Source organism: Paenibacillus sp. FSL R7-0026, assembly GCF_038004485.1.
GTDB classification, from domain to species: domain Bacteria; phylum Bacillota; class Bacilli; order Paenibacillales; family Paenibacillaceae; genus Paenibacillus; species Paenibacillus xylanexedens_A.
This window is the reverse complement of sequence record NZ_JBBORG010000002.1, coordinates 117,637-144,571: the sequence shown is the minus strand read 5'-3', so window position 1 is coordinate 144,571 and position 26,935 is coordinate 117,637. Positions and strand designations below refer to the sequence as shown.

General features: G+C 47.2%; 24 protein-coding genes and 4 tRNA genes. 18 read left to right on the top strand and 10 right to left on the bottom strand.

All coding sequences use genetic code 11. The annotated features are described in order from the left end of the window. Positions 1-45 precede the first annotated feature (45 nt). Both MKY44_RS29640 and MKY44_RS29635 read right to left on the bottom strand, forming a co-directional pair. Entirely contained in the window at positions 46-879 is an 834-nt protein-coding gene (locus MKY44_RS29640; protein WP_341010092.1) for an ABC transporter permease, read from the bottom strand. Next, positions 872-1,777, bottom strand: coding sequence for an ABC transporter ATP-binding protein (locus MKY44_RS29635; protein ID WP_341010091.1), 906 nt, complete (start codon positions 1,775-1,777; stop codon positions 872-874). The genes MKY44_RS29640 and MKY44_RS29635 overlap by 8 nt, the downstream gene beginning before the upstream one ends. A gap of 445 nt (positions 1,778-2,222) precedes the next feature. Between MKY44_RS29635 and MKY44_RS29630 the strand changes: the two genes are divergently transcribed. After that, the gene (locus MKY44_RS29630; RefSeq protein ID WP_341010090.1) at positions 2,223-4,079 is read left to right on the top strand and encodes an HSP90 family protein; all 1,857 of its coding nucleotides are present in this window, start codon (positions 2,223-2,225) and stop codon (positions 4,077-4,079) included. Next, a complete protein-coding gene (locus MKY44_RS29625) occupies positions 4,057-5,106 on the top strand; it encodes a hypothetical protein (protein ID WP_341010088.1) in 1,050 nt (349 codons plus the stop codon). The genes MKY44_RS29630 and MKY44_RS29625 overlap by 23 nt, the downstream gene beginning before the upstream one ends. Before the next feature lie 152 nt (positions 5,107-5,258). Here MKY44_RS29625 and MKY44_RS29620 read toward each other — a convergent pair whose 3' ends face one another. The 3 genes from MKY44_RS29620 to MKY44_RS29610 are packed head-to-tail and all read right to left on the bottom strand — an operon-like array spanning position 5,259 to position 8,498. Further along, positions 5,259-7,466, bottom strand: a complete 2,208-nt coding sequence (locus MKY44_RS29620; RefSeq protein ID WP_341010087.1) for a serine hydrolase — start codon at positions 7,464-7,466, stop codon at positions 5,259-5,261. A gap of 50 nt (positions 7,467-7,516) precedes the next feature. Next, positions 7,517-8,287: a DUF3169 family protein gene (locus MKY44_RS29615; protein ID WP_341010086.1), complete on the bottom strand. Its 771-nt coding sequence runs from the start codon at positions 8,285-8,287 to the stop codon at positions 7,517-7,519. 1 nt (position 8,288) lies between these two features. After that, positions 8,289-8,498: a helix-turn-helix transcriptional regulator gene (locus MKY44_RS29610; RefSeq protein WP_017690042.1), complete on the bottom strand. Its 210-nt coding sequence runs from the start codon at positions 8,496-8,498 to the stop codon at positions 8,289-8,291. A 258-nt stretch (positions 8,499-8,756) separates the two neighbouring features. On the opposite strand from MKY44_RS29610, the gene MKY44_RS29605 reads away from it, so the two are divergent. The 7 genes from MKY44_RS29605 (at position 8,757) to MKY44_RS29575 (ending at position 18,022) form a co-directional block, all read left to right on the top strand. Next, positions 8,757-8,996 (top strand): hypothetical protein, encoded by a 240-nt coding sequence (locus MKY44_RS29605; protein ID WP_341010085.1) that lies wholly within the window; start codon positions 8,757-8,759, stop codon positions 8,994-8,996. Positions 8,997-9,159: 163 nt separating this feature from the next. After that, positions 9,160-10,359 (top strand): outer membrane lipoprotein-sorting protein, encoded by a 1,200-nt coding sequence (locus MKY44_RS29600; protein ID WP_341010084.1) that lies wholly within the window; start codon positions 9,160-9,162, stop codon positions 10,357-10,359. A gap of 393 nt (positions 10,360-10,752) precedes the next feature. Beyond that, a complete protein-coding gene (gene alr / locus MKY44_RS29595) occupies positions 10,753-11,940 on the top strand; it encodes an alanine racemase (protein ID WP_341010083.1) in 1,188 nt (395 codons plus the stop codon). A gap of 260 nt (positions 11,941-12,200) precedes the next feature. After that, complete coding sequence (locus MKY44_RS29590) at positions 12,201-12,482, top strand: CopG family ribbon-helix-helix protein (protein ID WP_017690037.1); 282 nt, start codon at positions 12,201-12,203, stop codon at positions 12,480-12,482. 3 nt (positions 12,483-12,485) lie between these two features. Further along, positions 12,486-12,836 (top strand): type II toxin-antitoxin system PemK/MazF family toxin, encoded by a 351-nt coding sequence (locus MKY44_RS29585; protein ID WP_024630714.1) that lies wholly within the window; start codon positions 12,486-12,488, stop codon positions 12,834-12,836. 234 nt (positions 12,837-13,070) lie between these two features. Then, positions 13,071-15,260 (top strand): alpha-galactosidase, encoded by a 2,190-nt coding sequence (locus tag MKY44_RS29580; protein WP_341010082.1) that lies wholly within the window; start codon positions 13,071-13,073, stop codon positions 15,258-15,260. A gap of 539 nt (positions 15,261-15,799) precedes the next feature. After that, positions 15,800-18,022 (top strand): Tex family protein, encoded by a 2,223-nt coding sequence (locus tag MKY44_RS29575; protein WP_260632584.1) that lies wholly within the window; start codon positions 15,800-15,802, stop codon positions 18,020-18,022. Between the two features lie 180 nt (positions 18,023-18,202). On the opposite strand, the gene cmpA is transcribed toward MKY44_RS29575, so the two are convergent. Together cmpA and MKY44_RS29565 are read right to left on the bottom strand one after the other, a co-directional pair. Continuing rightward, positions 18,203-18,346 (bottom strand): cortex morphogenetic protein CmpA, encoded by a 144-nt coding sequence (cmpA, locus tag MKY44_RS29570; RefSeq protein ID WP_017690033.1) that lies wholly within the window; start codon positions 18,344-18,346, stop codon positions 18,203-18,205. A 182-nt stretch (positions 18,347-18,528) separates the two neighbouring features. Further along, the gene (locus MKY44_RS29565) at positions 18,529-18,885 is read right to left on the bottom strand and encodes a hypothetical protein (RefSeq protein ID WP_036669053.1); all 357 of its coding nucleotides are present in this window, start codon (positions 18,883-18,885) and stop codon (positions 18,529-18,531) included. Between the two features lie 119 nt (positions 18,886-19,004). Between MKY44_RS29565 and MKY44_RS29560 the strand changes: the two genes are divergently transcribed. The 5 genes from MKY44_RS29560 to MKY44_RS29540 all read left to right on the top strand — a co-directional run bounded on the left by MKY44_RS29560 (position 19,005) and on the right by MKY44_RS29540 (position 22,166). Next, complete coding sequence (locus MKY44_RS29560) at positions 19,005-19,469, top strand: SprT family protein (RefSeq protein ID WP_341010081.1); 465 nt, start codon at positions 19,005-19,007, stop codon at positions 19,467-19,469. A gap of 134 nt (positions 19,470-19,603) precedes the next feature. Continuing rightward, on the top strand, positions 19,604-20,311 hold the full coding sequence (locus MKY44_RS29555) for a response regulator transcription factor (protein ID WP_341010079.1): 708 nt from the start codon (positions 19,604-19,606) through the stop codon (positions 20,309-20,311). Next, positions 20,289-21,905, top strand: coding sequence for a sensor histidine kinase (locus MKY44_RS29550; RefSeq protein WP_341010078.1), 1,617 nt, complete (start codon positions 20,289-20,291; stop codon positions 21,903-21,905). The genes MKY44_RS29555 and MKY44_RS29550 overlap by 23 nt, the downstream gene beginning before the upstream one ends. A gap of 90 nt (positions 21,906-21,995) precedes the next feature. After that, positions 21,996-22,071: transfer RNA gene (locus MKY44_RS29545), tRNA-Asn, on the top strand. 6 nt (positions 22,072-22,077) lie between these two features. Beyond that, positions 22,078-22,166 (top strand) — tRNA-Ser (locus MKY44_RS29540). Positions 22,167-22,389: 223 nt separating this feature from the next. Here MKY44_RS29540 and MKY44_RS29535 read toward each other — a convergent pair. Further along, positions 22,390-23,088, bottom strand: a complete 699-nt coding sequence (locus MKY44_RS29535) for an ArsR/SmtB family transcription factor (RefSeq protein WP_341010077.1) — start codon at positions 23,086-23,088, stop codon at positions 22,390-22,392. A gap of 107 nt (positions 23,089-23,195) precedes the next feature. Here MKY44_RS29535 and MKY44_RS29530 point away from each other — a divergent pair, with 107 nt between their 5' ends. Together MKY44_RS29530 and MKY44_RS29525 are read left to right on the top strand one after the other, a co-directional pair. Continuing rightward, entirely contained in the window at positions 23,196-23,855 is a 660-nt protein-coding gene (locus MKY44_RS29530; RefSeq protein WP_341010076.1) for a flavin reductase family protein, read from the top strand. A gap of 93 nt (positions 23,856-23,948) precedes the next feature. Beyond that, positions 23,949-24,620, top strand: a complete 672-nt coding sequence (locus MKY44_RS29525; RefSeq protein ID WP_341010075.1) for an MgtC/SapB family protein — start codon at positions 23,949-23,951, stop codon at positions 24,618-24,620. A 64-nt stretch (positions 24,621-24,684) separates the two neighbouring features. Here MKY44_RS29525 and MKY44_RS29520 read toward each other — a convergent pair whose 3' ends face one another. Together MKY44_RS29520 and MKY44_RS29515 are read right to left on the bottom strand one after the other, a co-directional pair. Beyond that, positions 24,685-25,581 (bottom strand): Cof-type HAD-IIB family hydrolase, encoded by an 897-nt coding sequence (locus tag MKY44_RS29520; protein ID WP_341010074.1) that lies wholly within the window; start codon positions 25,579-25,581, stop codon positions 24,685-24,687. Between the two features lie 4 nt (positions 25,582-25,585). Continuing rightward, positions 25,586-26,362, bottom strand: coding sequence for a DeoR/GlpR family DNA-binding transcription regulator (locus tag MKY44_RS29515; RefSeq protein ID WP_047842021.1), 777 nt, complete (start codon positions 26,360-26,362; stop codon positions 25,586-25,588). Positions 26,363-26,669: 307 nt separating this feature from the next. On the opposite strand from MKY44_RS29515, the gene MKY44_RS29510 reads away from it, so the two are divergent. Both MKY44_RS29510 and MKY44_RS29505 read left to right on the top strand, forming a co-directional pair. After that, positions 26,670-26,741 (top strand) — tRNA-Glu (locus tag MKY44_RS29510). A 105-nt stretch (positions 26,742-26,846) separates the two neighbouring features. Further along, positions 26,847-26,922, top strand: a tRNA-Lys gene (locus MKY44_RS29505). Positions 26,923-26,935 lie beyond the last annotated feature (13 nt).

The following is a 26,935-nucleotide window of genomic DNA, read 5'->3' as shown; positions in this document are numbered from 1 at the left end:
GCGACAGTGTGATCTGTTGACTTTCCTCGTTACATTCCACATCATTCAGATCTGACTTTCCGCCAGTTGCTGACGACTATTCCACGCCGTGACCAGACGAAGAAGAACCACACTTATGAGCAGGAGCACTGCTCCAATCATGAGTAACATCCAAGGACCAATGAGCAGCATGCCACTGGCTTGACCAGCGACTAAGGCGATGAGGGGAAGGACAATTAATCCGCCGAGCTGATAGGCTTCCTGGAACCCACGGACCTTGGCCGAGATCAGGACGTTCAATAAAATGACCATAAGACTGCAAGCGGGAACAACCCACACGACAAGTATGATCCAGTTCAGATTGGGAAACATCAACGTTCCAAACATGGGGTACATCAGAATATTGGCAATGATTCCATAGATCAGGAAAGTAACCCAGGATAATAGAATGGAAGGGATCAGGGCAGCTAGCACTTTGCCTTTAAAAAGAGTGTTCATACTGATCGGTGTGAACAACAATCCTTCCAGCGTCTTGCGTTCCTTCTCACCAGCGAAACTATTGGCCGTCAGAATACTGGAGGCCATCACAGGAATGATGAGAAACAAGGGAGCGAACATATACATGGCCAAGTAATAGACAATACGATGATTATCTGTAGGCATGGAAGCAAGCTGAGGAATCTGTCCACTATGGGTTAACGCATCCAATGATTCGAGTAGAAAGCTGATGTTGCCCAGAGAACGAAGTTCCATTCTGGAAGCCGCCCACAGGAGTGCAGAGGGCATAATGATTCCAATAATCAGTGGAACGATCAACATGGGCAACCAGAGCTGAATGCTGGCTGTGACGGACCGGATATCTTTACGTACCAGTGCACGTATGGCTTGGCGGTTATTCATGGTGGTGTGCCTCCCTTATGGCAAAATAGATACTTTCCAGATCACTGCCCGTGATGCGGGCCTGATAGACTTGACCATGCTCCGTTAATTGCCTTAGCAGTAATGAAATATCTTCACGCGATGTAAGCTGAAATACTGCTTGATGTGCGGAGATTATTTCAGGCGTAAAGTCGGTTGCCGTGTGCCATCCTTCGGGCATGTCGGCTTCTACTTCGAGCTTCGGAGTGGACAGGTACCGGCTAACAATCTCCTGTTCCGTGCCTTCCTCAACGATGCGCCCCTTTTCCATGAAAATATAATGATCACAGACGGCTGACAGCTGGGACAGCACGTGGGATGAGACCAGGATTGTCATCTTTTCTTCCTTATTTAACTGACGGATAATGCGCAGCACCATCTGAATTCCATCCGGATCCAGGCCATTGGTGGGCTCATCCAGAAACAGGATGGAAGGACGGTGCAAGAGTACTCGTGCAAGGCCCAAGCGTTTCTTCATGCCTGTGCTATAGGTGCCGACTTTTCGATGTTGATAATCCTGCAACTCGAACAGAGTTACAAGCTTGTCGATTCGTTTCTTGGCATGCTTCAGGCCAAAAACATCTGCGAAGAAAGTCAGATTGTCACGCCCGCTCATATTTTCATATAATCCACTTTGCTCGGTAAGGGTGCCACACATGGCCAGTACTTTCTCCGCCTCACGAGCGGCGTCCAATCCGTTAATGGTTACCTGTCCACCGGAAGCACCTAAGACCCCATTCATGATACGGATCAGTGTGGTTTTGCCCGAACCGTTGGGCCCAATCAACCCGGTGACACTGCCTTGTTTAACTGTGAAACTGACATCATGCAGTGCTTGATGCACCTTGAATTGCTTGGATATGTTGCGTACTTCGATCATGTATATTCACCGTCCGATCTGAGTTTGGAGATTATACGTGTGGTAGGCTGATATCGTTCAAATGGACGACAAAAAAGATCTATGCCTCCTTCAATAGTCCCGAATGTAGGATGCACATTTACCCTGAAGTCTGTCTGAAATCGGGTCTCAGGTTTGTTTTCACTATGGCTTGTAACATGTATCCTTATTTTAGGGTAGAACATCCGTTTCATTGCTATTCATAACGTGGTAATGGAAGATAAGGCCTTACGTCTCATGAATGCCTTTAATATTCATATAACGCCGGTCTTGGTTATCCAGGGCCGGCTTGACGTGATGTTTTGGCGTGCCTGTCACGGAAAACGTCTGTTTCTAACGATTACATAATGAATTCGTCTAACACATCCATATGAATACATCGTATGGGTACATATTGTGTTTGGACGTAGAGGAAGGTGAGTGAGTCATGACAGCATCCAATGAATATCGTTTTCAAGTGAACCTGAGCGGGATGATCCAGATTTTATCCAATCATCTATATAGCAGTCCTAAGGTGTTCTTGCGTGAACTGATGCAGAATGCGACGGATGCGATTACCGCACGAACGGAGGCGGAGCCAGGGTATCAGGGTGAAGTGCGTGTTGAACTGACGGGAACAGGTGAACAATTGACCATGATGGTGGAGGACAACGGCATCGGCTTGACTGAAGCTGACATCCATGAGTTCCTGGCGATGATTGGACAATCTTCGAAGAGGGGGCAGCAAGCGCTGCTGGAAGGAGAGACTTCGTTTATCGGGCGTTTCGGGATCGGGTTGTTATCCTGTTTCATGGTGAGTCACGAAATTGTCATGCTGACGCAATCCGCGAAGGGCGGCCCTTCGATGGAGTGGCGGGGCAAGCCGGATGGCACCTATACGATTCGACAGTTGGACACACAGCTGTCCCCGGGGACCAAAGTATATCTGCGTTGCACACCGGACGCGGCGCACTACTTTGAACCGGATTATGTGAAAGAAGCTCTGTTCTATTATGGAGCGTTATTGCCGTATCCGGTCACGTTGTATCATGACGGCGCGCAACATGTGGTGAATAGCGAGACACCGATCTGGCTGATGGACCCTGCACTCGCACGTTCACGCAGAGCGGAGGTATTGGCTTTTGGTGAACGTCTGCTTGGCGAGCAGTTCCAGGACTTCATTCCGTTGACAACGGCTTCAGGCCGTACCGGGGGTATTGCTTTTGTACTGCCACACGCGGTTAATCTGAATGCCAAGCGTTCTCACCGGGTTTACTTGAAGCGAATGCTGATTTCGGAGAAGGCTGAGAACATTTTGCCAGAGTGGGCGTTCTTTGTGAAATGTCTGATCTGGACAGATGAGCTTCAACCGACGGCATCACGGGAACATTTTTATGAAAATGAAAAGCTGGAGGAAGTTCGCTCCGAACTTGGAGACGCACTTCGCAAGGGACTGGCCGACATGGCTGAGAGCCAGACGGAACGGCTACAGAAGCTGATTCGCTTGCATGCCTTATCCATGAAGGCACTGGCTGTGCAGGATCAAGCATTCTACGCGATGATTCATCGCTGGCTGCCTTTTGAGAGTACGAGGGGTCACCGTGAACTTGGTGAGCTAATAGATGAAGGAGAGACGTTGTACTTCACTTCCTCTGTTGATGAGTACCGTCAGATTCATCATGTGGCATCCGCACAATCGATGCTGGTGATTAATGGTGGTTATATCTATGACGGTGAGTTGATGGCGACATTGCCGATGGCTGTGCATAATGTACAGACGGAGCGGCTACAGCCGGATCAGGTCTCGATGAGTTTTACCGATGTGCCACCCGCTGAGCGTAATCAGTATTATGATGCATTGCGACTGGCCGATTCTGCCTTACAGCGCTTCCGTTGTCGGGCTGAGGTGAAAGGTTTTAAGCCATCGGATCTGCCGGTGTTGTTCACGCTGTCTCAGGAATCCTCAACACTTCGTGCGCTTGAAAAAGCAAGCGAGGAGAGCACGGAATTGTTCTCGTCTGTTCTGGGTTCATTGTCTTCTAGCATGAGTTCAGCAGGGTACTCAACCTTGTATTTGAACGTGAGTAATCCGATCATTCAGCGGGTACTGACATCACCGGATGATCAGATGACACCGATTGCCATCGAGATGTTATACGTCAATGCACTGATGATGGGGCATTATGCCATGAGCAAGCAGGAGCTTGAAGTGTTAAATCAGGGCATTGTTCGTTTTATTGATTGGGGTTTGCGTGCAAATACAGATCGTAAGGGGATGCCTGATGAAGACAGAGATGGATTTTGAAGAACTGATGGACGAGGCCTATGGTTTGCCCAATGGTCCGGCGAAGCTTGGTATGCTGGAGGAAGCGGCAAGAGTTGCCGATGTGAACGGCATGGAGGAAGAGGCATACGAAGCAAGATCGGAGATTGTGGAGACAGCAACATTCTGCGGTTATCCGATGAAAGCGCTGATTGCTTTTTCCTGGCAGCTGGGCAAGTTCGATCAACAACCCGAAGAATATGATGAAGAAACGTTAATGTGGTCGTACAAATGGATATTGGGCAAGATGCCCGACTTCCCGGAAATATCACGCGAGAAGATCCTGGAGCTGTTGGAGGATTTCGGACGGCGTTTCAAGTCCTACGGTTACAGCGAACGCTCCTACTGGTATTATCGGTTCCGGATCTTTATGGATTTTGGGGAGCTGGAGGAAGCGGGACGCAGTTATGATCGATTCAGAACGATGGATCGTGACTTTATGAGTGACTGCGAAGCCTGTGAGCAGGATGAGATTATGCGATATTTCTTGTTAAAAGGAGACGATGAGAAGGTGTTGGAGGCGGCACAGCCTATCCTGAAAGGGCGTATGAGCTGTGCAGAGATTCCGCATCTGACTTTGTCTGAAATTTTGATGCCGCTATATCGGTTGGGACGGACTGCGGAAGCAGATAAACATCAGACCAAGGGATATCGCCTGATTAAAGGACAGAACGATTTTGTGCAGAGTTTTGCGGAGCAGATGGATTATCTCACACGTACAAATCCGGCAAAAGGCATTGATGTGCTGGAGGAAACACTGGTGTTTGCTGCGGATCATGAAGATCCTTACGCCAAAATGTTGTTTTACGCCAGAGCAGCATCGTTGCTTCGCCGCTGGGCGGAAGAATCTCCAGAATACCGATTGCGTCTGCCGGCGTCCTTCCCGTATGAAGGTGATCCAGGCGACCTGCTCAAGCTGGCCGATTACTTTGCGGAGCATGCTCAGACCGCTTCAGCCAAGTTTGATCAGCGCAACGGGAACCACCATGTATCTTCGTTGATCGAATAGAGACGGATATCACTCAGTAACAGATCGCTATAATAAGTTATGAAAAGTAACGAAACAGGCTTGTTCAAGAAGGATCGTACCCTTCTGAACAAGCCTGTTTTTTCTTGCCTCATAAGCATGATAAATCTAAACGGTATGAAGATGTTTTATTTTTATTGTGCTGAAGTCGCAGAAGGGACCGGCGCTGGTACTGGAACCGGTGCAGTTTCAGATGTCTCCTCTGCAGCTTCGGCTTCTTCAGCAGGTTCTGCTTGCGGCTGCCTAGCAGCCATCAATTCAGCGACGATTTGATCTGTTGGTTGGGTAAGCAACGCATACATAATCGCAGCCTCTTCCTGACGAATCAGAGGTTTGCGGGAAAGTAAATCAATGGATCCATCTTCCAGCACTTTTACCTCAGGTCCATGGATACCAAGCTTCGCCATCATCTGAACGGCTGGTACAGCCCATGGGTCCGTGTGTCCCGCAAGTTTGACATCCGTGAACAGTTCACTAGGATATTGCAGTTGCAGAATTCTCCACATCATGACCATGGCTTCCTGTCGGATAATTACTTGATCCGGCTTAAACTGCTGTTCATCCTTGCCAGTGATCATACCCATTTCATATCCAAGTTGAATATATCCGGCTGCTGCATGGTCTGCCCAGTCGGTGCCTGCAGGAGGCGTTGTTTTGCTAGGCTTCAATCCACTCAGTTTAAGCGTGTTCTCAATAAATTCAGCTCGTGTCACAGCTGATTTCGGTTGGAAAGACTTGTTAGCATCATTCTCATAATATCCAAGAGATTGTATGGCATAGATTGCTTCAGCATAAGGACTGTTCTCACGAACATCCCGGAAGCCCATAGGCTTTTGTCCTTTTTTCTCATAACCCATAGGGTTGAGGTAAGGTTCTTTCATATAGATGGTTCCATCAGCATTTTTCTTGAATGCTGTGAATTGACCAGTCAATTCATCTTTGAAGAGATTATCTTCCACTTGAATCAGGTTGCGTTGACCCAGAAAAACGTCCGAAATGCTCAGTTGTCCAGGCTCTGTACCAGCATTTTTCAAGGAACTGACGATCGTGCTAATTCGCAGATCCGCGTACAATCCGGTGAAACGTTGTAGCTCAGCTGCGGATTGCGGTGTGTATTCCTTGAACTGTACAGGCTCTGCATACTGCGGGAAGAAGTTCTGAATGAATGCAGGGTAGAACAGATTACGAAGTGCTCCATTTTGATTATACGTCAGGAAAACGCCTGTATTTTGCTCGGGAATAAGGAAGAGATAAGAGCTGAATCCGGTCAGGTCGCCTCCTTTTGTAATAATACTTGGGCTACTTCCTGCTCCGGGAAGCTGAAATGCAGCTTCGAATCCATATGTGGTGTTTGGTAACAGTGGATGAATGGAAGAACGGTACTGTTTCATGCTTTTCACCGTGGATTCCTTGAAAATCCGCTTGTTGTCTTTCACGCCATCATTCAGGAACGCAATCATGAACTTCCCGATGTCCTCAGCGGTAGACAACATGCCACCTTGAGGCATTGGTGTTGGAGAGATGGTGTACAGATCAAGCGGATTGTGTGCCGCATCATAGCCTGTAGCCAGCTGCTTTTGGAACTTTTTGTCCAGCATGAAACTGCTGTTATCCATTCCTAGCGGTTTGAAGATATGTTGTTGCATGTAGGATTCAAAGGGTTCACCGCTTACATTCTCGACAATCATGCCAAGCAGCAAAAACGAGAAATTATCATACATGTAGGCGCTACCAGGCTCTCGAACGACAGGAGGCATATGTTGCTGTGCGTAATCCTCCATCGCTATGTACTTGTCGAAATCAGTATGGATGTCTTCCTGCTGCGGATCACGGATCTCGAATCCGGTCGTGTGTGTGAGCAGGTTCTCCACAGTTACAGGTTTGTCAAAAGGATTATCAAATTCGAGCCCTTTCACATAGGTCTGAAAGTCAGCTTGCAGATCAACCTTGCCTTGCTCTACCAGCTGCATTACAGCAGCTGACGTGAACGTTTTGGAGACAGAGGCTACACGGAAGGCCGTATTTTTCGGATCGATCGCTGTTTCACTCTCCACATCGGAGAAGCCATAGCCTTTTTCCGCCAGAACTTTGCCATCCTTCACAACAACAACGGAGGCTCCCACATAATGGGGTTTTGCCTCAGGTGAATTGAAGAATGAATCCAGAAAAGCTGTAGCCGATTCAGTTGTCAGCGCTTTCGTCTTTCCTTGTTCAGCAGCTACTGGAGTCGCGGTCTCCGCCTGAACTGCGGGTACCCACAGACTGAGAGACAGAACGGCAGCCATAAAAGCTCCTGTTAGGGAGGTGAACCTGAAACGGGTCTTTCGTTTGGATAAATGCATGCAAACACTCCTTTATGAAAATATTTACAAAATAGTTACCTACCCATGTATTACTGATTACTCGCACGATAGGTTTCACGATAATAGATTCCAATGTTGGCAATCCAGATCACAGAGAGCACTACAATCGGGAATGGAGCAAAGGTAAAGAGCATCGAATATAGAACCATAGAGACCATTCCGACACCAAGAAGTACATTCATCATCTGAAAAGAACGATAGGCTGCGCGATACACGATCCATTTCTCACCTTCATCTAGTTTCTCGAAGTGATTTTTTTTCATATTGCGCGAGTTCAAATCCAGCGCACGATCAGGGAAATAACGGTTGTATCGCTTCACAGTCAGAGTTTGTACGACCACAACGATGATAATAGAGATGCACGAAGCAACGAGATTCAAGAGGTTAAACAGTTCTGGAGAATTCGGCATGGTTCGGTTGGATGCATACAATGACAAAGCAAGTGCTGCCCAGGTAAACGTAAGAATAACGCTGAATCCGCTGAGTATCATCGCTTTTCCGAGGGAGCGCTCTGCGGGAGAGATGAGTGAATCGGAGTCTCCATAAGCTTCATCTTCCATGGGAGGGACAGATGGCGTGCGGGAGAGACTGAAGATGTTCCATACCGTCGTAACTACCACAAGAGCCGCCAGGATTGCGAATAAAAGATCATAGTCATAATACACGGACAGCGTCCAGTTCAAGTCAGAAGGGAGTTTACTGACTCCGCTAGCTCCGAGAAAACCAACTACAGCGCCACCGGCTGCATACAAGGGAAGACGCAAACGCTTTTTAATGGACGAGGATGATGAATTTTTCATTTTAATCTCCACCTTTCAGTTCAAAGATTTTTTCGACAGGTTCACGAAATACATGTGCTATTTTTAGTGCCAGAACGACCGACGGAGAGTAATCCCCACGCTCAATCAGGGCAATGGTTTGACGGGATGCACCAATGAGTTTGGCGAGTTCCGCTTGGGATAGCCGGTCTCTGGCTCGTAACTCCCGAACGTGATTGTGTAATTCTTCCACTTGCTCACCTCCATGAACCTAATGTACATGATATTTGACTAAATGTAAACTATAATATACAAAATGTTAAAGATCATTTACTTATAAACGTTGATCATGGACATGAAAAAGAGAGCCTGCTGGGCTCCCTAGGATGATTATTTTGTTGTCCGAAAAGTTGCCTGAAAAGTGAAATCAAGATGCATCTGCACACGGCAGATGTTGATTCTGTTCCTCTGCCTTCCGAAGTAACATTCGGAGGAATGTGGACGCGTTGTCATGATTAAGGAATCCGCGGAGCGTTTGAATAGATTGATTCGGCTAGAAGATCGACTGATTCAGGAGGCGTTGCTTCTGCCCACATACAGCTTCAAGGAAGAACACGCCCATCATGATTCGTTGCGAGATTATCGTCTTGCGGGGTATGGTCTGCCTGATCTGCGCAGATTGTGGGTGAAGAGAAGCCCTGGTGCCGAGGAAGAGGATGCGAGTTACCCAGTGTATATTCCGTTGTGGTAGGACTATGCAAGCGTAGCAATGCCGTATTAACGGACTTCACCGATTGCTTGTCAAACTAGTCCGCATATATCGAACAAGTCCCTCATAACATGTACTAATCAAGTAGGGGTTCTGCTGCAAGCACAATCCTGAAGTGAAAACATGTGCTAAAGGGGATGATGTCATGCGCCGAATATCATGGATGCTTGCCATGGTATTGGTCTTATCGGCCTTACTTGCCGCCTGCGGGAAGAAGGATGCGGCAGCTGTGGTCAAAGATCTGAACGAAGTCGTAGGAGAGATGGAAAGTTACCAGGGGGCAGGCGTGATGACGCTGCATACCGGAGATACGCCGCAGCAGTACAAGGTCGAGGTATGGCATCAGAAGCCTTCCTATTATCGTATTGCGTTAACGAATGCCAAAAAGGATGTAACACAGATTGTACTGCGTAACGATGAAGGTGTGTTTGTTTTGACGCCGAGCCAGAACAAAAGCTTCCGTTTCCAGAGCAATTGGCCAGATAATCAGGGACAGGTATATCTCTATGAAACATTGATTCGGAGCATTACGGGGGATACAACCCGCCAGTTTGCGGACGAGAAGGAGAGCTATGTATTTGATGTAGCTGCCAATTATAATACACATGCACTTGTCAGACAGAAAATCTGGCTGAACAAAAGTGATTATGCACCTAAACAGGTGGAGGTATCCGACTCCAATGCCAATGTTGTGGTCGATGTGAAATTTGATTCCTTCAAATTCGGGACTGAATTTGAGAAAGATGCCTTTGACATGCAACGTAACATGACTGCTGCTACAAAAGAAGGCGGCCAAACAGGAACGGATTCCGGTGTGACTCCTGCGGAGCAAACCGGTAATGAGAGCGGTAAAGAACCTGCCAATCCTCAGACTGCGCCGGAACCTGACGGAGCTGTCACTGATGGACAGACAGGTGTAGGTGGGGATACAGAGCAGCAAGGTACAGAAGGTGCTGCAACAGGTCAGGAGGGCGAAGAGCCAACACTCGCAGAACCGGAAGGTGCAGACAGCTTCGGCGTAATTCAGCCGACCTATGCGCCAGAAGGTGTGCAGCTTAAGGATGATCAGATTTTGGAGGAAGCAGGAGACTATTCCGTCATGCTTCGTTATGAAGGAACATACAATTACACGATATTCGAAGCCAGACCACAGGATCGTGCTGTGTCGCTTGCCCCATCCCGTGTACTGGATCTGGGATTCACACTAGGGATGGTCAGCGGAGATGCACTGCAGACACTGACATGGACGACAGATGGCATAGAATATCGGATCACCAGTGCCGACCTGCCTGATAACGAAATGGTACGCATTGCAACATCGATGCAAGAAGAGTCAGGCAAATGATTTTTGAACAAATGAACGAATAGTAGCATAAACATAAGGAATGCTAAGAAGCATCGGAGACCCGTTCTCCGGTGCTTTGCTTTGATGTAAGACAGTATTCATCTGGCGCCGTTTTTCTTACTCGATACACCCAATAATGCAAAATGCGCTTCTACGCAGAGGGAACCGGGTAAATAATCGATATAAGCAGATTTTGCTTGGGTGGAAAGTGGAATTTTGCCCTGCTAATCTCGCTTATCGGTCTTCTTCTGTGTTCGCATTTGTTCTTCAAACGGCGCACCTTACATCTGTTTTTGAATGCGAAACTTCGGTTCATTTGACAGTCACATGCTGGAGCATTACGATGGAGTCTGACGTGAGCCGGATTAAGATGATTAGAGAAGGTGACTTAACGTGCAAGGACAATATCGGCCGACCCAAGCGGACATCAATTTGGATCATTTGTGTACTAACGTAGAAGCTTTCCGCGAGGCATTGCCTCAGGGCATGAAATTCCTCGCCTGTGTGAAGGCCAATGCCTATGGACACGGAGCGGTGGAGACGGCCAGAGAACTGGAACGAGTGGGTGTGGATTACTTAAGTGTGGCTTTTCTTGACGAAGCTCTGGAACTGCGACAACATGGGATTACGATTCCAATCCTGGTATTGGGTTATACGCCGCCTGAAGGAATCGCTGTTGCATGGCAACATGATGTGACCGTCACACTGTTCAGCAGGGAAGTGCTCGACGCCATCCGACATCTGGATGCGAGCACATTCGCTAACCAACTGAAGGTTCATATTAAAATCGACAGCGGCATGGGTCGATTAGGTCTGTTGCCTGGCGATGAGGCATTGGCTTTCATTCAGGAAGTAGCTTCGCTCAATCAGGTGATGCTGGAAGGCATGTTTACCCATTTTGCCAGAGCAGATGAAGAAGACAAAACCTATACACTGGAGCAGTATAGACGGTTCCAAAGCGTAGTTCATGCGCTCAGGGATCAGGGATGTTCCATCCCGATTATACATACGGCGAACAGCGCCGCTGCCATTGATACACCGGAATTGTCCTATGACATGGTACGTGTGGGAATAAGCCTATACGGACTGTATCCTTCGGCTGAGGTGAATCATCAGGTGGTGAAGCTGTCCCCGGTATTGACGCTGAAGACAAAAGCGGTTCTGGTTAAAACACTGCCACCCCATTGGGGGATCAGTTACGGAACCCGTTATTTTACGCAAGGGTATGAACGAATAGCGACCCTACCGATCGGATATGCAGACGGATTCTCCAGAATGCTGACAGGTAAAGCTCAAGTGCTTGTACGCGGCCGCCGCGTCCCTGTCGTCGGTACAATCTGCATGGATCAGTGTATGGTGTCGTTACAATCTTTCGCGGAAGAGGCGGAAGAAATTCAAGTCGGCGAAGAGGTTGTCCTCATCGGTCATCAGTCTGGTGGCGTAATAACCGCAGACGAGGTGGCATCCCAGCTCGGTACGATTGCTTATGAAGTGATCTGCATGATGGCGCACCGCATTCCACGGGTATATACCCGCGGGGGAGCAGTAGTCGCCAGAATCAATCCACTTTTGACATCCTGACAGGTAAACTGGACGTCATTCCCAATAAACTTTTTTTCAGAACAGAAGGAAAACTGTCGGAGCATCTCGAATTATGTATGACGGTAAGGATTTAATTCCTGAATTGAGATGTTTGGTCTGTACGAATATTGTTCCCCGTGTTTATAATGGAGTACAGCATACTTGATATACTCGGGGCATATATATTCCTTTGTATAAAAGTTCTGGAAAAACGTAATACTGGTTCACAATGGCGAAAGGTTTGTGGGGGTGGAAGAAAGGTGGCCAACTTGCAGAACACCAAGCGGATCATGATCAGTTTACCTGATTATCTTTTGCAGGAAGTGGATGGCATCGTAGCGCTGGAGAATTCCAACCGCAGCGAATTGATTAGGCAGGCTATGAAGCTGTATTTAACGGAGCGTAAGAAACGTTACATCCGTGAAACGATGCAGCGAGGGTACATGGAGATGGCAAAAATTAATCTGACCATGGCATCCGAAGCCTTTCATGCGGAGGAAGATGCGGACAGCACTCTGGACCGCTTAGTTAGCGGGGTGTAGACATTGATCGTAAAACGTGGTGACGTTTTTTTTGCGGATCTTTCTCCCGTTGTCGGTTCCGAGCAAGGTGGAGTCAGGCCGGTTCTGGTGATCCAGAATGATATCGGCAACCGGTTCAGTCCAACTTGTATTGTGGCGGCTATCACCGCCCAAATCCAGAAGGCAAAGCTGCCAACGCATGTTGAAATCGATGCGGCGGCACACGGCTTTGACCGGGACTCGGTTATTTTGCTCGAACAAATACGGACGATTGATAAACAGAGGCTGACTGACAAGATTACCCATCTGGACGAGGAGACCATGAAATTGGTCAATGAAGCCTTACAGATCAGCCTTGGTTTAATCGATTTTTAAGGCAGCAACCAGCGTCTTGTACGCTGCCTGCCGTCCGTTGGCAATGGATGTTCCTGTAAGGGAACACACTGAATTCAGACTGTAACCAAAAGAGCGTATGACATCCTTCGGGCTGTTATGCGCTCTTTTGATTAAAGCTTGATGAAAGCGTAGAACATTGGCGATCTTTTCGCTATAATGAAACCTGAGAAACCGTTTACCCGATAGACCTATATATAGAGGTGGAGGAGACATATGAGCATTTACATCAATCAAGAGAAACTTCAATTTCATTTACAGACCCGTGAGGCCAGTTACGTATTTCAGGTACTGCCTTCAGGATATTTGGTGCATTTGTACTATGGCAAAAAATTACGCGACACCGATCTGAGCTGGCTGCATGTTCGTACAGAACGAGCGTCCTTTAGTCCTAACCCGGTGCCAGAGGATCGTACGATCTCATTTGATACATTGGCAGTGGAACTACCCGTGTATGGCACAAGTGATTTCCGTAATCCGGCTATCCAACTGGAACTTGAGAATGGCTCGACGGTTTCGGAGTTTACGTATACAGGCCATCGATTGGTCAAAGGAAAGACAGCGCTTACTGGTTTGCCAGCAACGTATGTTGAATCCGATGAAGAAGCAGAGACGCTGGTTATTGAGTTGGAAGACCGCGTTGCAGGCATCAAGATCGAGCTTTCCTATACAGCCTTTACGGCATTTAATGCAATTACACGCTCCATGCGTATCGTTAATGAGAGCGCTACCTCAGTGAATGTGGCGCGTGCGCTCAGTTCATCTGTTGATTTCCCGCACGCGGATTATGAATTGTTGCAATTGTCAGGTGCATGGACACGGGAACGTGATATCGTTCGCAGACCGCTTGCGTCAGGCCTGCAAGGGATTGAGAGCCGTCGCGGTTCAAGCAGTCACCAGCAGAATCCATTTATTGCGCTGATGACACCAGGCACGGATGAAGACCAAGGTGAAGTTTACGGATTCAGTCTCGTCTATAGTGGCAGCTTCACCGCACAGGCTGAAGTGGATCAGTTCCACACCACCCGTGTATCGCTCGGGATCAACCCGTTCGAGTTCAGCTGGAAGCTGGATCCACAGGAAGCGTTCCAGACACCTGAGACGGTTATGGTATATTCGGATGCAGGTCTGGATGGTATGTCTCAGTCCTACCACGAATTGTATCGGGAGCGTCTTGCGCGTGGTAAGTTCCGTAATGCGGAACGTCCGGTTCTGGTCAATAATTGGGAAGCAACCTACTTTGGATTCAATGCAGATAAGATTGAACAGATCGCTCGTGCTGGACAAAAGCTGGGTATTGAGCTGTTTGTCTTGGATGATGGCTGGTTTGGACACCGGGACAGTGACAACTCCTCGCTGGGCGACTGGATTGTAGATAAGAACAAATTGCCACAGGGACTGGATGATCTGGCTAACCGCGTAACAGGTCTGGATATGCAGTTTGGATTGTGGTTTGAGCCTGAGATGATCTCGCCAGACAGTGAGCTGTATCGTGCGCATCCGGACTGGTGTCTGCATGTGCCTGATCGTCGCCGGACAGAAGGGCGTCAACAACTGGTACTCGACTTCTCTCGTCAGGATGTACGTGATGAGATTGTACGCATGTTAACAGACGTACTTGGTTCTGCACCAATCACTTATGTGAAATGGGACATGAACCGCAATATGACGGAAGTGGGTTCTGCATTGCTTCCGGCAGATAGACAGCGTGAGACAGCGCATCGTTACATGCTGGGGTTGTATGACGTGATGGAACGAATCACTTCGGCGTTCCCGAACATTCTGTTCGAGAGCTGTTCAGGTGGTGGTGGCCGCTTCGATCCAGGTATGCTGTATTACATGCCACAGACGTGGACAAGTGATAACACGGATGCGATATCTCGTCTGCGGATTCAATACGGTACGAGTCTTGTATACCCGGTAAGTTCGATGGGGTCGCATATCTCAGCGGTACCGAATCATCAGGTCAACCGGATCACTTCGCTTGAGATTCGGGGACATGTTGCGATGTCGGGCAACTTCGGGTACGAGCTGGACCTGACGAAATTCACGGAGGAAGAGAACGACATCGTGAAAGCCCAGGTTGAGCTGTACAAAGAGATTCGTGGAACGGTTCAATACGGAACATTCCGCCGTTTGCTCAGTCCATTTGAAGGCAATGAGACAGCGTGGATGTTTATTGCACCAGACGGAAGCGAAGCAGTTGTATTCTACTTCCGCGTGCTCTCTGAGCCTAATGCGCCACTTCAACGCTTGAAGCTGAAAGGATTAGATCCTAATGCGGATTATCGTCTGAAAGGCGGATCGGAGACCTTTACCGGCGATGCCTTGATGTATGGCGGTATTTCGGTAGGCAGCACATCAGGAGACTATCTGAGCGAGATGTTCCGGTTCGAGCGCGTCTAGATAAGTGAACTGCATTTTATTTACACGGATACTACGATGACAGAACAACCTTCCAATCGCTGTTATCCCCGAATTTTTTGATTCCCTTTTCTCAAAGGGAAAATCCGGAGATAGCGTATGCTTCCGATGTAGCTTTCTTTCAGAAAGCTTTTAGGTGAGTGTATGCTTTCGAAGTAGCTTTCTGCAGAAAGCTTGTAGCTTCGCTTTTTCAGGTTTTTTCTGTCCTCTCCGTTATTGTGTAAATGAGCAGTTTCACTTATTAGATTGCTATTTTATTTAAAGCTTTAAAAAAAGGAAGGATCGGGGAGCGTCGTGATGACGTTTTTCGGTCTTTTTTTGCCGTAATGGGGAAGGCTGGAGGATAACATGATTCTGTCAGAACTTGTATGCTTGCGGATTGATGGAAATCTGGACGTGATTCTGTGATAATATAGGGTAGAGTGGAAGAAACAAATGGTTCAACTATACTGTAATTACAGCAGCAAAGCTGCCCTGAAATGATTGTAACGAACGATTCAGGAAGGAAAGAGGGATTTATTTTGTCTGAACAGGAAACGGTTCTGGAACCCAATGAAGAAACAATAAAGGCAGAACGCCATGAACGAATCATCAAACAGGTAGCCAAGGAACTGTCACTGTCCTTGAAGCAGGTCCGCACAACGTCGGAGCTTCTGGACGAAGGCAATACGATTCCATTTATCGCCCGCTACCGTAAAGAAATGACTGGAGAGCTGGATGAGAACCAGCTGCGATCGATTGAAGAACGCATTGTTTATCTGCGCAATCTTGAGGATCGCAAATTGGAAGTCATCCGTATTATAGAGGAACAGGGCAAACTGACCGGAGAACTGAAGCAATCCATTACGCAAGCTGTGAAGCTGCAGGAAGTGGAAGACTTGTATCGACCTTACCGTCAGAAGCGGAAAACGCGTGCCAGTGTGGCCAAGGAAAAAGGTCTTGAGCCCCTTGCGGTATGGATCTGGGGTCAACCGAAACAAGGAGATGCACTCCAGGAAGCTGCGAAATACATCAATGCTGAACTGGGTGTAGAAGATGCGGAGTCGGCGCTTCAGGGAGCCAAAGATATTCTCGCAGAGAACATCGCAGACGATGCTGCCATTCGTGCCTGGATTCGTCGGTACACCTTGGATCACGGGATGCTGACTTCGGAAGCGAAGGATGCTCAAGAGGAGTCCGTGTACGAGAATTATTATGATTACCGCGAATTAGCCAAAAAGATGCCTCCACACCGTATTCTCGCGATTAATCGCGGTGAACGTGAGAGTATTCTGAAAGTCGGCCTGGACGTACAGGCAGAACCGGCCCATCGCCACATGGAAGGACAGATCATTCGTGGTGCTTCTGCCGTGCAGGATATCCTGCGTGATGTGATTGAAGATGCCTATAAGCGGCTGATTGCGCCTTCCATCGAACGTGAAGTTCGTGGAGAACTCACGGAAAAAGGTGAAAATCAGGCCATATCGGTATTCTCAGCCAATCTGCGTAACCTGTTACTTCAACCGCCGATTCATGGCAAACGTGTGTTGGGGGTCGATCCCGCCTATCGTACAGGTTGTAAGTTGGCTGTAGTGGACGATACAGGCAAGTTGCTTGAAGTGGCTGTAACCTATCCGACGCCACCACACAACAAGAAACGTGAAGCTGCGGAAGTATTCCACCGGATGATCAAGCAATATGATATCGGACTGATCGTCATTGGTAATGGTACCGGATCACGTGAAACGGAGCAGTTTGTTGCCGAGATCATTCAGGAGAACGGTGATGAAAGTCTTGTGTATCTGATTGTTAACGAAGCAGGCGCGAGTGTATATTCTGCATCCAAACTGGCCCAGGAAGAGTTCCCGGATCTGGATGTTGCGGAGCGCAGTGCAGCTTCCATTGCACGTCGTGTACAAGACCCGCTGGCGGAGTTGGTTAAGATTGATCCAAAAGCCATTGGCGTGGGTCAATATCAGCATGACGTCTCCCAGAAGATTCTCGAAGAAAGCCTGAAGGCTGTCGTGGAATCCGCAGTTAACCATGTGGGTGTGGATGTGAATACGGCATCACCTTCATTGCTGTCATATGTTGCCGGAGTTAACGCTACGATTGCCAAAAACATCGTGAAGTACCGCGAAGAAAATGGCCGGTTTACGAACCGCCGTCAGCTTCAGAAGGTGCCACGTCTGGGTGCCAAAACCTATGAGCAGTGCGTAGGATTTATGCGTATTGGTGAGGGAGAGAACCCGCTGGACCGCACACCTATTCACCCTGAGTCTTACAAGGTAGTGGATCAGCTGTTCAAGGAGCTTCAGGTTGCACTGGACAAGCTGGGCAGCAAGGAACTGTCGGTATTACTGTCAGAGCAACAGCCAGAACAATTGGCTGTGAAACTGGACGTAGGTGTGCCTACATTGCGTGACATTCTGGACAGCTTGCAGCGTCCGGGGCGTGACCCGCGTGAAGAAATGCCGTTGCCAATCTTCCGTACAGATGTATTGAAAATTGAGGATCTGGTGGAAGGCATGGAGCTGCAAGGTACGGTTCGGAACGTTATTGATTTTGGTGCCTTTGTTGATATTGGGATCAAGAGTGATGGGCTTGTCCATATCTCACAGCTCAGCAACGGATATGTTAAACACCCGATGGATGTTGTATCTGTAGGTGATAATGTAACGGTCTGGGTTATGAATGTGGATACCAAAAAAGGCCGTGTCGGCCTTACGATGAAGAAGCCTGCTTCTGCGCAACAGTCTTCTTAAATAGTAGGATTGGAGAACAGCCTTCCCTAACAAGGAAGGCTGTTTGTTGTCGACAGTAATAGTCCCGTTATCCGTTCTAATTCCTCTAGTAAGTACGGTGGGCAATATGTGCATTTTCTTAAAGTGAGTGTTCAAAAGGCCATCTTTCGTAATCCAAAGCAGACTTTTATGAACTACCTCTTAAAGTTCGTTCTCCGCGCTGCGTGGTGTGCCATTTGCTGGTTTGTTACGATAAAAGAACCAGCATTCGTTCAGCAACTTGATTTGCCGGCTATCCTTTTTGTGAAATGCACGCATCAGTTGATTGCAAAGCCATTGAGGCAAGGGTATCTCCTCCTCTTGCATAATTCATCTGTACGTTAGCATATGTGGCAATAGCCTGGACTGTGCGGGATAAGTGGAGGCCTCCGGCAAATCAATCTTGTTCACTCAAAAAAAAGCACAAATCCCAATTCAGGGAAATGTGCTTTTTGTTCTCATCATTATAAAATTATACCTGCGGTGAATTAGAGAGCTTCCATCTCTTCTTCATACCATTGTTCCAATTGGGCCTGAAGAGCCCGGATTTCGGTAAGCAGAGAAATCAAGGGATAATGGCTTTCACGTAGTACTGCAAAAGATTCTTCAAGCGCATTGATATAATCAAGGCCGCCGATGATAGTAAGATTTTCGTTTAGGAGATCGAGGCTGTCACATTCGGCGATCGCCCAAGGCAGGACAGGGACATCTGCTGCAGTGAGTTTATCAATTTCCTTGTGTAGGCGCAGGTTGAGCGCACTGAGTTGATAGGCGTAATCTGCCGGCATTTCCACGAACTGCAATTGTTGTTCCTGCTGCAGGATGACATAGCGCATTGTAGGCATAACGAGTAATAATCTCCCCTCATACATTCTACTTGACAGTGTAGCCTACGAAACGGTTAAAATTCAAGTATTATGCCGGAAAAACAAATGCTCCGAGGGGGTGCAAGGAGAGGATACTGATGGAAAATGAGGAATTGCAACAATGGATTGAACAGGTATCACTGGATCATTTCGGAGTGCCGTTCACCCATGAAGCGTTGTTTAACAGTCGACTGACCACGACGGGTGGGCGTTATATGCTCAAAAGTCACCGGATTGAGATCAATCCGCATCAACTCGAAGCCTATGGGCGAGATGAGGTTGAGAAAATCATCAAGCATGAGCTGTGCCACTATCATTTGCATATTCGTGGGCGCGGCTATCAGCATCGTGATCCGGAATTCAAAGCTTTATTGCATAAGGTGGGAGGCTCACGGTTCTGCCAATCCCTGCCTGACGGCAAAGGCAGAAAGCCACTACCCTATCGTTATAAGCTGGTGTGCAAGAGCTGTGGTACGGAATATTTGCGCAAGCGGAAAATAGATCCGAAGCGTTATCGCTGTGGTCGTTGCGCGGGAAAGCTGAGCCTTCACGACATAAAGTAATTTTGTTTTGGAGTATAGAGCGGATGGATCTTAAGAAATTTGTAAATCTTTTGTTGGATTTCCTGTCATTTATCTGATGTAAACTGTTCATCAGTCCACATAATCCAGTTTAAATGAAAAGGAGGAGTGACCCTTTGAAGGCCCACAGTGTATTGGTTGTTGATGATGATCCCGATATCAGCAATGCGATCGAAATTTTTTTGCGTAGTGAAGGAATCGGGGTCTACAAGGCGTCGAATGGGGAAGAGGCATTGCAAAAGCTCCAGGCTCATTCTGTTCAGCTCATTATTATGGATATTATGATGCCTGAATTGGATGGACTGCAGACGACACTGAAAATTCGTGAAACCTGTAATGTGCCAATTATAATGTTGTCTGCCAGAACAGAGGATTATGATAAAATCGTAGGTTTGAACATCGGTGCGGATGATTACATAGCCAAGCCATTCAACCCATTGGAACTTATGGCAAGGGTAAAGTCCCAGTTACGACGCTTCACCGGCCTGGGTGCGCAGATACATCAAAGTTCCGAAGATGCAGAACAGGAGATTCAGGTTCGTGGCCTGGTATATAACAAACAGAAGAAAACAATGACCTTGGAAGGAGAAGATGTTAGGCTGACGCCAACCGAATTTCACATACTTAGGCTCTTTATGGAGAATAAGGGCCGGATCTTTGCTATTGATGAAATCTATGAACGTGTATGGAAAGAGCCTGCCTTTCAACCGGAAAATACAGTCGCTGTTCACATCCGCAGAATCCGTGAGAAGATTGAATTTAATCCCAGAGAACCCAAATATATAAAGGTGGTGTGGGGTATTGGTTACAAACTGGAAGAATAATATGCTGGCTTACGGAGTTCGGATAGCAGCGATGATTTGTTTTACACTGGTGTTTATGAAGCTTGCTTCATTGAGGTATGAGATGCGATTTATTTATAAAGATTGGAATGTATCTGGTGTTATACCTTTGATCCTGCTCTTAGTCATTGGTACGGCGTTACTTGTGACTGCAAATCGTATTCCTTTGCCTGAGAATAGCAAATATCGGAAGGTGACAATCTGGTGGAGTGAAAAACTTTCTTTGGATGCACATTTTATTACCTTATGTATAGGGTCCTTTCTACTGTTAAAAGCACTAAACGGGGTGACTTCAGATTATGGGATAACTCCTTACTTTTTCACTCGTCGATGGATAAATGATATTTTTGTTTATTTTATAGGCATGTTCATCGCTGGTCTCGGAGTGTGGTTTGTTGGTGTGCATGTAAGGGGGGCTGTCCGGTATATCGGGAATATGTCCAGCCATAGGCCAATACGAAACGAGATATGGGTATGGAAATGGTACAGTTTGGTGAAAAAGATTTTGGAGCAAGGCGAGCTGACTGACAAAAAAAGAATTCAGCGTTTAATCTTATTATGTATGGTGCAATGTCTTATGCAATTAGCGGTTATATCTCTCGCGTCCATTAAGTCTTCAATGGTCACTCCATTTGTGTTTTTGACAGTTCTGATTAGTGTTTTCTTGGTATATAGTATGTTTCAACTGATTCATGTGGCGCAGCAACTTACGCAAGCGGCTAAGGAAATGGGAGAAGGCCGGTTCAATGTGCAGTTCCCAGAGCATGTAACAGGCATAATGCAACCATTGGCGACACAGATGAGCGGAATGAGACAAGGGCTCCAGAATGCAATGAAAGAACAGGTTACGAGCCAGCGTATGAAATCCGAGTTGATCGCTAACGTTTCTCATGATCTGAAAACACCTGTAACCTCTTTGGTTAGTTATATCGATCTGCTTAAGCGCGATGAGTGCACAGAGGAGGAGAAGGCTGGATACATTCAAGTTCTGGAGCGGAAAACGCAGCGTCTGTGTTTGTTGGTGGAGGACTTATTTGAAGCAGCGAAAATGGCGAGCGGAGATGTGGAACTTCATTTAAAACAGATAGACATGGGGGAGTTACTTCGACAGGCTGTAGCAGAATATAGTGATTCGTTCGAGCAGGCAGAGTTACAGATAAGAATTCGAGAGGAGACTGAGCCTGTATACGCAATGGTGGACGGCAGTCGGATGTGGCGTGTTATGGAGAATATGTTGGGAAACGTTTTGAAATATGGTCTGCCCCAATCCAGAGTCTATATTGAACTGATCGAACAAGGAAATCAATTGGAATTTACGATCAAAAATGTATCCGCATACGAGATGGAGTTCTCATCGGATGAGATTTTTGAACGTTTTAAGCGTGGGGACCGTTCCCGTTCAACGGAGGGTTCAGGTCTAGGCTTGTCCATCGCCAGAAGCATTGTTGAATTGCATGAAGGTTCTATGGGAATACAAGTGGACGGAGACGTATTCAAAGTAAGTGTTTGCCTTCCACGAGCAGACAGGGACATGATCCAAAATACTACCCAACTGGCGATGACCTCTTCCTTCTGAGAGGAAGAAAGCAATACAATTAGGAAATATTGACAGGTCTGTTGACTTGGATTATTAATCATGATAGATTAATCTTATTCAAGTTAATTTTCCCTGATAGCTCAGTTGGTAGAGCACTCGACTGTTAATCGAGTTGTCACAGGTTCGAGCCCTGTTCGGGGAGCCATTTCTTGGAGAGATACCCAAGTGGCTATAAGGGGACCCTCTGCTAAGGGGTTAGACTGCGTAAGCGGTGCGAGGGTTCGAATCCCTCTCTCTCCGTTCTGAATTAAACTTCTCTGCAAAGGGATGAGAACCCTAAAGGTTCGTCGGAGCATAAGCTTCGTTAGCAATACTTCGCAGTCTCGAACGAAGTGAGAGTACCCCTCTATCTTCGTTCTGATTGCACAAAAAATCCTCTTCACATTAGACCGGTTAACGGTCAGTGTGAAGGGGTTTTTTTTGCGTTTACTGATCTTTGATTATCCCTGGTATACGCTTCTGCTTAAAGTGAAATGCTCAACACCTCGTATAAACCTTTCTTGCCTGCTTCCGTTACTTCGACAGAGCGACTTCCTGTTTTTTGACGAATCCAGTCCAATTCCGCTAACTGATGTCTGAGTTGTTCCCCAAGCATACCTGAGAGATGATGACGGCGTTCGCTCCAATCCAGACATTTGCGAGCTATGGCACGGCGTGATCCCGGCTTCATCTGAAGTTCAATACCAAACGTGGTGAACCACTGTATTCCTTCCTCTGTAACTTGATAATCCTTGCTGTGTGCCTCTTCGGGGTCTGAAAGATACCCCTTCTGTACTAAGGCTTCACAGAGCGAGATTCCCAATTTCCCGGCCAGATGACCATAACAGGTCCGTGCATGACTCAGTTGTTGAAGCTGATCGGATTGTTTGAGAGAGCGGATCTGTACAGGCGGGGCAATACTGGCCATGCTTTCAATCAGATTAGCAATTTCTTTGTTTGCAAGACGGTAGTATCGATGGCGTCCTTGTTGTTCAACTTCGAGTAATCCTCCCTCTACGAGTTTAGCTAGATGGCTGCTTGCCGTCTGGGGAGTGACACTTGCCATATGAGCAAGCTCTCCTGCGGGCAACGCACGGCCATCCAGTAAGGATGACAGAAAAATAGCGCGGCTTGGATCAGCGATTAACGACGCAATAACAGTAATATTCGGATATACATTCATACTTCGATCATACCTGAACTATTAATGTATTACAATCGAGTTGTATCGTCCCATATGGGTCAGATTGAGCTTATAAAGCATTGGAATGGGAACAGGAGAGGTACAGGATGAAAAAGATAACGAAACAGGACTTTGCTGCAGAGCAGTTGTCCGCGAGTCCAGCAGTGATTCAACATGAGACGATTAATCCCAGTATTTTATATTATGGTACGCCTGTAGTGCTGCTAAGCACATTAAATGAGGATGGATCAACCAACCTGTCACCATTATCCTCGTCTTGGGCACTGGGGGATTGTCTGGTCCTCGGTCTAGGTACACAGGGCAAAGCCTATGAAAATCTGAGTCGACACCCGGAGTGTGTAATTAATCTGCCGGATGCGACCATGTGGAAACAGGTTGAGGCATTGGGTCGTTATACGGGAGTCACACCGGTTCCTGAGGAGAAAAGGAAGATGGGCTATGAATATTGTCCTGATAAATTCACTGTAGCTGGACTAACATCTGAATGCTCGGTTCAGGTGGCACCAGATAAAATAGTTGAATGTCCGCTCCAGATTGAAGCGGCTGTACAACACATACGTATTCCTGAACACACACCGTTCATGGCGATTGTTGAAGTGAAAGCGTTGAAGGTGCACGCGCACACAAGACTAATATCTGGACCGAACAAAATTAATCCAGAGGAATGGCATCCGCTGATATATAATTTCAGACATTATTTCGGATTGGGCAAGAGACAAGGGGAAAATTTCCGGGCAGAGAATTGACCTGAGTTGAGGCTTTTTATTAGTCAGGGAAAGATTGGGTAATAGTAAAGATAGACTCATGTAAGCATATACATAATGAGAGAGGTGATGTGCATGGAAGTGGAATATTTGATGCGTGTACTCATAGCTGGAATATGTGGTGTGCTAATCGGATATGAGCGCAAGAATCGAATGAAAGAAGCGGGAATCCGTACTCATTTTGTGGTCGCCGTTGGTGCTGCCCTGATGATGATTGTATCGAAATACGGATTCCAGGATCAGTCTGGCTGGGACAATCTGTCCCTGGACCCTTCAAGGATCGCTGCACAAGTCGTTAGTGGTGTGGGGTTCATTGGAGCAGGGATGATCTTCACACAGCGGCACACGGTCAGGGGATTGACCACAGCGGCTGGCATATGGGCTACGGCAGGCATGGGACTTGCTGTGGGTTCAGGTCTGTACTGGACGGGTGCGGGCGTGACACTGCTTATTGTCGTGGCACAGATGTTACTACATAGACCCACACGCTGGCTGGTATCTGCCCGAACAGAGACTTTAACCATCCATCTGCAAAATGAGGGAGAGGCCCTGAAGACTGTTTTGGCACTGCTGGGACAGGAGAAGATCTCAGTCATCGGATTTAAGACTGAACAGCAAACAAGCAAAGACTCCGTGGAAGAGACTGTGCTTGAGTTCACATTGCAACTGCCCGGTTCATACCGGGGAGAGCAACTAATTATTTTATTACAGGATGTGCCTCACGTTCGATCTGCGGAGTTGAAATGAAGAGAGCCTGCATGGATCAACAGGTGATCATGCAGGTTCAGTACTTAATTCAGTATGGGTTCAATTACTGACCCTCTCCGACAATCGTTTCCGGACGGGACACTGGTTTACCTTCAAGCAGGCACTCGATGGCATGGGCAACACCGTGCTCCACATTGGTCAGCGTTATGGCTTTGGCTAATGCCTGGATTTCGGGTTCGCCATTACCCATGGCGATGCCGAGTCCTGCCATTTTTAACATGGAGACATCGTTGAAGTTATCGCCGATCGCTACTGTATCCTCCATGGAGATGTTCAGGTGAGCCGCCAGTTTGGTGAGGGCATTACCTTTGGATACGTCCGGGTGCTGCATTTCGAAGTTATGCTCAAAGGATACAACCATGGCGACATCGGATCGGGAAGCGAAGTATTCTCGTCCTGTCTTTACTTTGTCCGGATTCATGGAGAAGGCCATAATATTATAGATGTAGGCTTCTGCCGGAATTTCGAGATGGCTGTTTACGCGGTGGTAGTCTTTTTTGTCATAGTGTTTCTTGATGGAGCGAATCATGCGTGCAATGTCCTCACCAGGGTTTGAACCAAGAACACGTTCCATCTCGGCGAGCAAGGTCTCATGACTGCTACGCGGGGCATAGATGCCTTGTTGCGTTGAAGCCTCATAATAGACATCATGATCTTCCAGCCACTGCATGACGGAAGCTGCTGTGTCACGCTCGAGCGGAAGATGGAATAAACGTTCACCGTCTGCATCATGAATTGTCGCTCCATTGGAGCCGATAATCGGGGTTTGGATTCCGCCTTCGCGGCTGATGGTCACAACATCGGAATAAACACGTCCTGTTGCAATGGTAACTTTCATACCGGATTGCTGGGCCTTTTGGATGGCTGCGGCATTCTCCGGGCTAATCTGGCTATCTATGTTCAACAAAGTTCCATCTAAATCTGTGGCAAATAATTTCATATATTTACAACTCCTTATCATCTGTTGGTTCAGGAATGAGAATCTCAACCTGTTGTTCGGCTAGAAAAACAAGCCATTCTTTGGTTGGCCATTGATCCGTAATCAATACATCCACCAATGACCAGTCGGCAAAACGATAACCATAACGTCTATCAAACTTGGATTGATCTGCAAGAACAACAACTTTCTTGGCAGCTTTCATCATTTGGTGTTTAATTTTCCCTTCCTCTTCGGAAGCACTGAAGCCATCCATGGTGATACCGCCAATTCCGATAAAGGCTTTATCTACATAATAGTGGGAGAGGGTCTCGATAACAGAGGTACCGTAGACATAACGTTGTTCCTTATCTACTTTGCCTCCGAGCAAACGAATCTGGACAGCAGTGTGATTGGAGAGAAGATCAGCGGAATGAATCGAATTAGTAATGACGGTACAGGATTTGCCGTTTAAGTTCTCGGCACAGGCCTGCACAGTCGTGGAAGAGTCCAGAATAATGATCTCGCCTTCCCTTACAATGGCCGCAGCGAGTTTGCCGATAGCCCTCTTTTCCTCAGATACATCGAGTAAACGGTCTTTGTAGGATCTGAATTCTTGCGGAGGAGGGGGGAGAATCGCGCCGCCACGGGTTCGGATAATGGCATCCTGTTCCTCAAGCTTAATCAGATCCCTGCGTGCAGTATCCCGTGATACATCAAACAAGGCGACAATATCATCGGCTGAGATGCGATTGTGTTTGCGTAGATGTTCAACAATGAGCTGCATTCGTTCTTCTTGAAACAAACATGTCACCTCCGAGTGTATGGATGACCGTACTTATACTGATACTTTAATTATAAGTATTTTTAATGTGATTTGCAATGTTATAAGTGAACGTAAGTTTTTATAAGTGTTTTAATGGATGATTTACATTGTTCCTGCACGGAGATGACACTGGCATGAATGGGGAGATGGCTAATAACGGGGCTCTGAAGAACAGTATGCAATGGGCAAAAAGGCTTGAAAAATAAATTTTAAAAAAAGTATTGCAAGTTCAAATTGTCCTGTGGTATACTCATTCTTGTCGCCAAGAAAGACAACTTGTTATTAGGGCCCGTTGGTCAAGGGGTTAAGACACCTCCCTTTCACGGAGGTAACAGGGGTTCGAATCCCCTACGGGTCATATCTTCACCACCTCATGAGATCTAATTTTCGATGAGTAATCCTCAAAGTCATTGCTCTTATAGACAAGAATGAAGCGTGGCACATCCGGTGAAGTTTACAGCAAGAGCCATTAGCTCAGTTGGTAGAGCACCTGACTTTTAATCAGGGTGTCGAAGGTTCGAGCCCTTCATGGCTCACCATTTTTACAATTGA

Bases quoted from the DNA above. Each gene is read 5' to 3' on its own strand.
- MKY44_RS29625 (WP_341010088.1), top strand. From the start codon at position 4,057: ATGAAGACAGAGATGGATTTTGAAGAACTGATGGACGAGGCCTATGGT.
- MKY44_RS29530 (WP_341010076.1), top strand. From the start codon at position 23,196: ATGAAAAAGATAACGAAACAGGACTTTGCTGCAGAGCAGTTGTCCGCG.
- MKY44_RS29535 (WP_341010077.1), bottom strand. From the start codon at position 23,088: ATGAATGTATATCCGAATATTACTGTTATTGCGTCGTTAATCGCTGAT.
- MKY44_RS29635 (WP_341010091.1), bottom strand. From the start codon at position 1,777: ATGATCGAAGTACGCAACATATCCAAGCAATTCAAGGTGCATCAAGCA.
- MKY44_RS29560 (WP_341010081.1), top strand. From the start codon at position 19,005: ATGGAAAATGAGGAATTGCAACAATGGATTGAACAGGTATCACTGGAT.
- MKY44_RS29565 (WP_036669053.1), bottom strand. From the start codon at position 18,885: ATGCCTACAATGCGCTATGTCATCCTGCAGCAGGAACAACAATTGCAG.
- MKY44_RS29640 (WP_341010092.1), bottom strand. From the start codon at position 879: ATGAATAACCGCCAAGCCATACGTGCACTGGTACGTAAAGATATCCGG.
- MKY44_RS29600 (WP_341010084.1), top strand. From the start codon at position 9,160: ATGCGCCGAATATCATGGATGCTTGCCATGGTATTGGTCTTATCGGCC.
- MKY44_RS29620 (WP_341010087.1), bottom strand. From the start codon at position 7,466: ATGCATTTATCCAAACGAAAGACCCGTTTCAGGTTCACCTCCCTAACA.
- MKY44_RS29630 (WP_341010090.1), top strand. From the start codon at position 2,223: ATGACAGCATCCAATGAATATCGTTTTCAAGTGAACCTGAGCGGGATG.
- MKY44_RS29525 (WP_341010075.1), top strand. From the start codon at position 23,949: ATGGAAGTGGAATATTTGATGCGTGTACTCATAGCTGGAATATGTGGT.
- MKY44_RS29520 (WP_341010074.1), bottom strand. From the start codon at position 25,581: ATGAAATTATTTGCCACAGATTTAGATGGAACTTTGTTGAACATAGAT.
- MKY44_RS29580 (WP_341010082.1), top strand. From the start codon at position 13,071: ATGAGCATTTACATCAATCAAGAGAAACTTCAATTTCATTTACAGACC.
- MKY44_RS29605 (WP_341010085.1), top strand. From the start codon at position 8,757: ATGATTAAGGAATCCGCGGAGCGTTTGAATAGATTGATTCGGCTAGAA.
- MKY44_RS29615 (WP_341010086.1), bottom strand. From the start codon at position 8,287: ATGAAAAATTCATCATCCTCGTCCATTAAAAAGCGTTTGCGTCTTCCC.